General features: G+C 70.0%; 1 protein-coding gene. It reads right to left on the bottom strand.

What is annotated here, in order from left to right; genetic code table 11:
* The coding region (gene tnpC / locus ACTWPT_RS59975; protein ID WP_443186474.1) for an IS66 family transposase at positions 1–1,248 on the bottom strand (1,248 nt) is incomplete at its 3' end.
* Between the last annotated feature and the right edge of the window lie 69 nt (positions 1,249–1,317).

Raw genomic sequence — 1,317 nt, 5'->3', positions numbered from 1 at the left:
GTTGGTGAAGGGCACCACACCGGGGTTGTCGGCGAAGCGCAGCACGTCGGCACTGCGGTCGCGCAGGCGCTCCAGCAGGTTGCGGGCCGGGCTCTGTTTGCGGCCCGGGGCACGTGGATGCAGCGACAGCCCGACGGCCACGCCGTGGTGGAAGGACTCCAGGTAGACCAGCGCCCGTTCGGGCGGGATATCGGTCAGGCCCTGGTCGGCCGCCTTCTTGGCCTGCTTGTTCAGTTGCGCCAGCGCCCAGCGGACCTGGACGGGCCAGCGCTGTTGGGGGTGGTCTTCGGCGGCAGCGGTCAACTCGCGGACCAGGTGCGCCCCGCACAACTGATGGCGGGCATCGGAGTAGCCGTCATACAGGGCCAGCGAGTCGTGGACCACCACGCCGCGAAAGTCCGGCAGCACCCCCAGCGTGTTGGCACCCTGACGCGAGCGCGGCCCCAAACCGAGCAGGGTGAGCCGCTCGGTGCAGGCCACGTGCAGCCACCGCCGCCCGCTGCCGATCCGGGTGGTGGTCTCATCGGCGTGCAGCACATGCCCCAGCGTCAGCAGGGCACGGATCAGCTTCAGGCTGTCGGCCACCAGGCCCGCGGCCTGCCCCAGCACCCCCGACACCCAGCCGGTCGACACCTTCGCGCCGGTCAGATCACAGATCAACTGCGCGGTCCGCTCGACCGGGATGTGCTGGAAGACCAGCAGGTAGACCGCCAACGCGCGCAGGTTCGGCCCGTAAGAGGTCGGCGAGCCGGCCACCGTCCCGGGCATCGCCGCCCTGGTCGTCGTCCCGCACCTACACCGGCACCGATGCGCCCGATGCTCGGTCACCGTCACGCTGACCAGGGGGATGTCCCATACTTGGCGGCGCTCGTATCCGGCGCCGTCGGCCAGGCTCAGCCCGGCTCCGCACCCGCCACACCCCTGGGGCAGATGATCGTCGACCCGGTCCGGGGTCTCGACCATGGCCAGCCCACCACCCGCCGAACCCGGCTGACCACCCCGCCGCCGCCCACTCCTGGGCGTCGCCTTCTTCTCCGGCCGGATGAAGGCATCGGCCGACGGTGGCAGCGAGGAGTTGCCCGAGTTCCTGTTCAGCCGCCGCTCCAACTCGGCCACCCGAGCCGAAAGCCGCTCATTCTCCGCCCGCAGCCGTTCATTCTCGGCCCGTAACTCACCGATGACCCGCGCCTGCTCCACGACCAGGGCGGCAAGCTCGTCATACGACGGACGCCCATCCCCAGCCTGCACCGAAAGATCATCCCACGAGCAGCACGACGCTCACGCCGTACCCGATCTTGAGCCCTGATGAATGCTTAC

Source organism: Nonomuraea sp. 3N208 (genome assembly GCF_052245935.1).
Taxonomy (GTDB): domain Bacteria; phylum Actinomycetota; class Actinomycetes; order Streptosporangiales; family Streptosporangiaceae; genus Nonomuraea.
This window is presented reverse-complemented; position numbering and strand designations above follow the sequence as displayed.